At 69.4% G+C, this 5,361-nt stretch carries 3 protein-coding genes and 2 pseudogenes; 1 reads left to right on the top strand and 4 read right to left on the bottom strand.

Annotated features, from left to right (window positions below):
• Positions 1–74: 74 nt before the first annotated feature.
• A complete protein-coding gene (locus ACIBO2_RS11255; RefSeq protein WP_358544401.1) occupies positions 75–1,085 on the bottom strand; it encodes an iron-siderophore ABC transporter substrate-binding protein in 1,011 nt (336 codons plus the stop codon).
• A 130-nt stretch (positions 1,086–1,215) separates the two neighbouring features.
• Here ACIBO2_RS11255 and panD point away from each other — a divergent pair, with 130 nt between their 5' ends.
• Positions 1,216–1,632 (top strand): aspartate 1-decarboxylase, encoded by a 417-nt coding sequence (panD, locus tag ACIBO2_RS11250; RefSeq protein WP_358544400.1) that lies wholly within the window; start codon positions 1,216–1,218, stop codon positions 1,630–1,632.
• Between the two features lie 46 nt (positions 1,633–1,678).
• Here the strand turns inward: panD and ACIBO2_RS11245 are convergent.
• The 3 genes and pseudogenes from ACIBO2_RS11245 to ACIBO2_RS11235 all read right to left on the bottom strand — a co-directional run.
• Positions 1,679–1,999 (bottom strand): annotated as a pseudogene (locus ACIBO2_RS11245) (ATP-binding protein); the annotation flags it as partial.
• 150 nt (positions 2,000–2,149) lie between these two features.
• Positions 2,150–3,841 (bottom strand): annotated as a pseudogene (locus ACIBO2_RS11240) (PAS domain-containing protein); the annotation flags it as partial.
• A 401-nt stretch (positions 3,842–4,242) separates the two neighbouring features.
• Positions 4,243–5,352 (bottom strand): sn-glycerol-3-phosphate ABC transporter ATP-binding protein UgpC, encoded by a 1,110-nt coding sequence (locus tag ACIBO2_RS11235; protein ID WP_358544396.1) that lies wholly within the window; start codon positions 5,350–5,352, stop codon positions 4,243–4,245.
• Positions 5,353–5,361 lie beyond the last annotated feature (9 nt).

Here is a 5,361-nt window from a genome sequence, read left to right as displayed (position 1 = left end):
GGTCGTGCGAGGGCCGGGCGAGGGCCGGGCGGGAGCCGAGGTGGGAGCTGAGGTGGGAGCCGGGTGAGGACCGGTCAGGTGACGTTGGACAGGTCGGTGATCGCGGTCGACGGCTTCATGTCGGCCGCGTTCGCCAGCTGGGGCACGAGCACGTCGAGCGCGTAGAGCAGCGCGTCCGGCCCGCTGTACGACAACGCGCCCCCGAGCGGAGTGGAGAAGTCCGTATAAATGGTCCGATCGGTCTTGACCACGTTCAGCCGGGAGAAGACCGGCGAGGAGGTCATCTTCGCCTTGGTCGAGCCGTTGACGAACAGCACGTCCTTGTCGAGCAGGTCCAGCCGCTCCTCGCTGATGTCGCCGCTCTGGCTCTGGGCGGCGAAGCCGAGCGCGTCGAAGAGCGCGCGGCGCGGGTCGCGGCCCGGAATCAGGTAGTGCTGCCCGTTCTCGGGCCCGTAGTCCACCACCAGAACCTTCCCGGCGAATTCGGGATGCGCCTGCTTCGCCGCGGCGATCTTGCCGTTGACCTTGTCGACGAGCGCCCGCGCCTGCGCGGACTTGCCCAGTGCCTTACCCGTGGTGAGCGTCTGGACGTCCCACGGCGTCTGCTCGTCCGGATACGCGCTGGACTGAATCACCGTGGGGGCGATCTGCGAGAGCTTGTCGTACGTCTGCTTGTTGATCGTCTCGTAGATCGCGATGATCAGGTCGGGCCGCTGCTTGATGATGGCCTCGAAGTTGATCTCCGCCGAGAACGTGGGCAACGGCTTGCCGCCCAGCGCCGTCTTGACCCACGGATAGCTCGGGTACTCCTCGAACCACTCCCGCGTGCCCACCGGCACGACGCCGAGGGCGAGGGCGTAGTCCTGGTCGTTCCACCCGACGGTGACCACCCGGGTGGGCCGCGACTTGATCGTGGTGGACCCGAACTTGTGCTCGATGGACACGGGGAAGGCCGGATCGGCCGCCGCCGCGGCCTTAGGGGCCGGCGCCGAGCTCGAACACGAGATCAGCGAACCCATCATGAGGACGCACACCACGGCGATCGCCGCGGCTCGCCAGGGACGGATGGTGCCGGGAGGAGTCATCTGAGTTCCTTGTCTCTGTGCCCTCCGGCGTCTCGGTGACCGCTGGCCCGGGGGTTGCACAGGCGGGAGTCGATGGGTCTACTTAGGATAGCATTACCTAACTTTTACCGACTCTTCGGAGGGCATGGACATGCAGCGCACCCTGCTCGGCGGCAAGATCCACAGGGCCACCGTGACCCAGGCCGACCTGCACTACGTCGGCTCGATCACGATCGACAGAGTCCTCATGGACGCGGCCGACCTGGTCGAGGGCGAGCAGGTCCACGTCGTCGACATCACCAACGGCTCCCGGCTGACGACCTACGTCATCGAAGGGCCGGCGGGCTCGGGGGTGATCGGCATCAACGGCGCGGCCGCCCACCTCGTGTCCCCGGATGACCTCGTCATCATCATGAGCTACCGGCAGGTGGACGAGAGCGAGGTCAAGTCGTACGTCCCGTCCGTCGTCCACGTCGACGGGCGCAACCGGATCGTTGATCTCGGATCCGACCCGGCCGCCCCGGTGCCGGGCGCCATCGGCCAGAAGTCCGGCGCGACGGTCGGCTGACCGGCTTCCACGCCCCCGACGGTCGAGCGGGAGGTGACCGGGCTCCTCACCCCTGATGGGCGAGCGGGAGGCGGAGGATGAAGCGCGCGCCGTGGGTGGGCGGGGCTTCTACGTGCAGGGTGCCGTGGTGGGCGTGGGCGATCTCGCGGGCGATGGCCAGGCCGAGACCGGTGCCTCCCGTGCCGCGGCTGCGGGCGGTGTCCAGCCGGGTGAAACGCTGGAAGATGTTCTCGCGTTCGGCCGCCGGGACTCCCGGGCCGTCGTCGGTGACGGTGAGCTCGGCGTGGTCGCCATCGCACCGCAATCCGACGTCGATGTGGCGCGCGGCATGACGCTGCGCGTTCTCGAGCAGGTTGTTCAGTATTCGGATGATCTGCCCGGGGACGGCCTCGACCACCACATCGGGTTCGAGCCGGAGCCGCACGGGGCGCGGACCCTTCGCGCGGCAAGGCATCTCCGTCTCGATCAGCCGGGTCAGGTGCACTTTCTCCAGCGCGATGTCCTGGCCGGCCCCCAGCCGGGCCAGGAGCAGGAGGTCGGTGGTGATGGCCTGTAGCCGATCCACGTCGCGCAAGGCGTGTTCGAGCAGGTCGCCGAGGTCGGTCTGCTCGGGGTGGAGTTGCGCCTCCTCCAGTTGGGCCCGCAGCCCGGCCATCGGGGTGCGCAGCTCGTGGGAGGCGTCGGCGGTGAAGCGCCGCTGCCGATCGAGGGACTCGCGCAGCCCCGCCTGCAGGCGCTGCAGCTCCTTGACGCGGGCGCGCTCCTTGTCATACAGGCGGGCTCGCGCCAGAACCTGGGATATCAGCCCGCTGAGCGCCGTGAGCAGCGTACGCTCCTCGCCGGGGAAGCGGTGCGGGTGGTCGTAGGAGATCACGCAGCACCCCTGATAGTGGCCGGGCACGAGCAGTGGCAGGATCGCCCAGGCGCCCATCTCTGGGTTGCCGGCACTCTTGGGGGCCGTCCATTCGGCGAAGTCCGGATAGCGCTGGCGGTGCTCAGCTCTGGAGATGATGAAAACCGGGGCACCCGATCGCAGGGCGTCGGAGAGGGCGGACGGCTCCACGGGCACCTGGCCCTCCAGCCTGGCAAGAACGCTCGCGGCGTAGTTGAAAGCTCCGGCCACGTGCAGGTGGCCGCGGTCGACGGTCAACATGATCAGGCCCGCCGCGCCGAACGGCGGAAGCACCCGTTCGACGATGACCCGCACGAGATCATGGGCGGTCACGGCGTCACCGAGGGCTCGGGTCAGCTCCTGGATCCAGGCGGTCCGCTCGGCGGCGGCCCGCTCGGCGGCCTCGCGCTCGGCCTCTCTCAGGCGCTTGTCGGTGATGTCGGTGAAATAGAGGGTCAGGCCGTCGGGCACCGGCAACAGTCGCACGTGGTACCAGCGACCGTCGCTCGGCCACCGTACGTCGAGAGTGGCGGGCTCCCGCTCGGCGACGGTCCGGCGGCACGCCGCCCGCAGGTTCGGCAACTTTCCCGCCAGCAGGTCCCACAGCACCTGACCATGGGGGCCGGTAACCCTCAAGAGGCGTTCGGCGTCGAGGTTGACGAAGGTGAGCCGCCAGTCGCGGTCCACCGCGAGGAAGGCGTCGCTCATGTAGCGCAGCGCGCGGCTGACCGATTCGCGGGCGATGTGGCTCTCCGTGGTGTCCCAGACCGTGCCGATCATGCGGGCCGGCTCGCCGCCCTCGTCCAGCACCATCCGGCCGCGTGCCTGCAGCCAGCCCGTGGTTCCGTCCGGACGGCGGGCACGGTATTCGACCTCGTAAAGCGCCTTGGTACGGATGGCCTCCTCGGTCGCGGCCATCACCCGGGGATAGTCATCCGGGTGGACGAGGTCGGCCCAGTAGTCGATCGTGTGAGGGCCGGTGGCCGGGTCGATCCCCATGATGGTCAGGGCGGCTTCGTCCCAGTACAGCTCGCCGGTGACGATGTTCCAGTCCCAGGATCCGATCCTGGTCGCCTTCAGCGCCTCCCGGAGATGAGAGTCGGCGGAGAGATCCTCCTCCCACGGGTGCCAGGTGTCCGAGCCGGTGCCGGATACGGCCAGCCGCTGGGTCAGCCAACCGGCCAGCGACCGCAGGAACGCCCGCTCGCGGCCGGTCGGCTGGGCGAGCCCGCAGGAGACTACGGACAGCACGCCGATGGGCCTGTCGGGTACGCGCAGTGGCACGGTCGTCAGGGTCCCGACGGGCGGGGTGGTCATGCCCGTCTTCTCAGCGCTCCCGCGCCCGGCCTTCTCAGCGCACCCGGCGCCCAGGGCGACGGATGCGCACGTGGACGCCCCCTCGCGCAACACCCGGACGATGACGTCCTGGATCTCGTCCCAGGCCTGCAGCCGGACGGGCGGCATCCCGGAAGCCGCCACCAGACGCGGCTTCTCGTTGCCGCCCAGCGTTCCGGACCAGTGCACCATCCCGCTCAGCCCGCGCAGTTCGGCGACCGCCTGGTCCAACGCGTACTTCAGCACCTCGGTCTCAGTGAGGCCGACGGAGGCGAGCGCGAGCCCACGCAGCCGCTGGTTCTCAGCACTGGCGGCCCAGGTCCCGTTCCCGGCCATCCTCTTCCCCCAGATGTCACACCACACAGGAACGGCAACGGACCCGGTCAGGCGGGCAGTCGCCGGCCGGTGGCCGCCGAGAAGAGGCGTTCCTTGCCCGGCAGGATGCGCAGCCGGACCCGTTCGCCCTTGGCCGGGGGCATGTTGGGGTCGACGCGGGCGATGACGGTCTGTCCGAGGCGGACCGGGTCGGTCGTGTCGGCGTACTGGCCGTAGAGGAAGGCGTCCGAGCCGAGTTCTTCCACGACGGTGACGGTGACCGGGAAGCTGCCCGGCGTGCCCTCGCCCACCACCTCGACGCCCTCCGGCCGGAAGCCCAGGATGACGCGGTCGCCGCCCTCCTCCTTGAGCGCCTGGATCGTCTCGCGGCTCAGCCGCACCCGCGTGTCGTCCAGGATCGCCTCGTCACCCTCGACCGGGTACTCGGCGAGGTTCATCGACGGCGAGCCGATGAAGCCGGCCACGAAGACGTTGGCCGGGTGCTGGTACAGCCGCAACGGCGTGTCGACCTGCTGGAGCACCCCGTCCTTGAGCACGGCGACCCGGTCGCCCATCGTCATGGCCTCGACCTGGTCGTGGGTCACGTAGACGGTCGTCACGCCGAGCCTGCGCTGCAGGGCGGCGATCTGGGTGCGGGTCTGTACGCGGAGCTTGGCGTCCAGGTTGGACAGCGGCTCGTCCATGAGGAACACCTTCGGCTCGCGGACGATCGCCCGGCCCATGGCCACGCGTTGCCGCTGCCCGCCGGAGAGCGCCTTGGGCTTGCGGTCGAGGAACTCGGTCAGGTCCAGCAGGCCCGCGGCCTCCCGTACCCGGCGGTCGATCTCCTCCTTGGGCGCCTTCATCACCCGCAGCGCGAAGCCCATGTTGTCGGCCACCGACATGTGCGGATAAAGCGCGTAATTCTGGAACACCATGGCGATGTCCCGGTCACGCGGCGCCAGGTGGGTGACGTCTCGGTCGCCGATGGAGATGCGCCCGCCGTCGACCCGTTCCAGCCCGGCGAGCATGCGCAAGGAGGTGGACTTCCCGCACCCCGACGGACCGACGAGGACCAGGAACTCACCGTCATGGATGTCGAGGTCGAGCGCGTCGACCGCGGGCCGCTCGGTTCCGGGATAGACCCTGGTCGCCTCATCGTAAAGAACTCTGGACATGATCTCCCC

This window comes from Nonomuraea sp. NPDC050022 (genome assembly GCF_044460705.1).
Taxonomy (GTDB): Bacteria; Actinomycetota; Actinomycetes; order Streptosporangiales; family Streptosporangiaceae; genus Nonomuraea.
This window is presented reverse-complemented; position numbering and strand designations above follow the sequence as displayed.

Coding starts and splice junctions, on each gene's coding strand:
- panD (WP_358544400.1), top strand. CDS start 1,216: ATGCAGCGCACCCTGCTCGGCGGCAAGATCCACAGGGCCACCGTGACC.
- ACIBO2_RS11255 (WP_358544401.1), bottom strand. CDS start 1,085: ATGACTCCTCCCGGCACCATCCGTCCCTGGCGAGCCGCGGCGATCGCC.
- ACIBO2_RS11235 (WP_358544396.1), bottom strand. CDS start 5,352: ATGTCCAGAGTTCTTTACGATGAGGCGACCAGGGTCTATCCCGGAACC.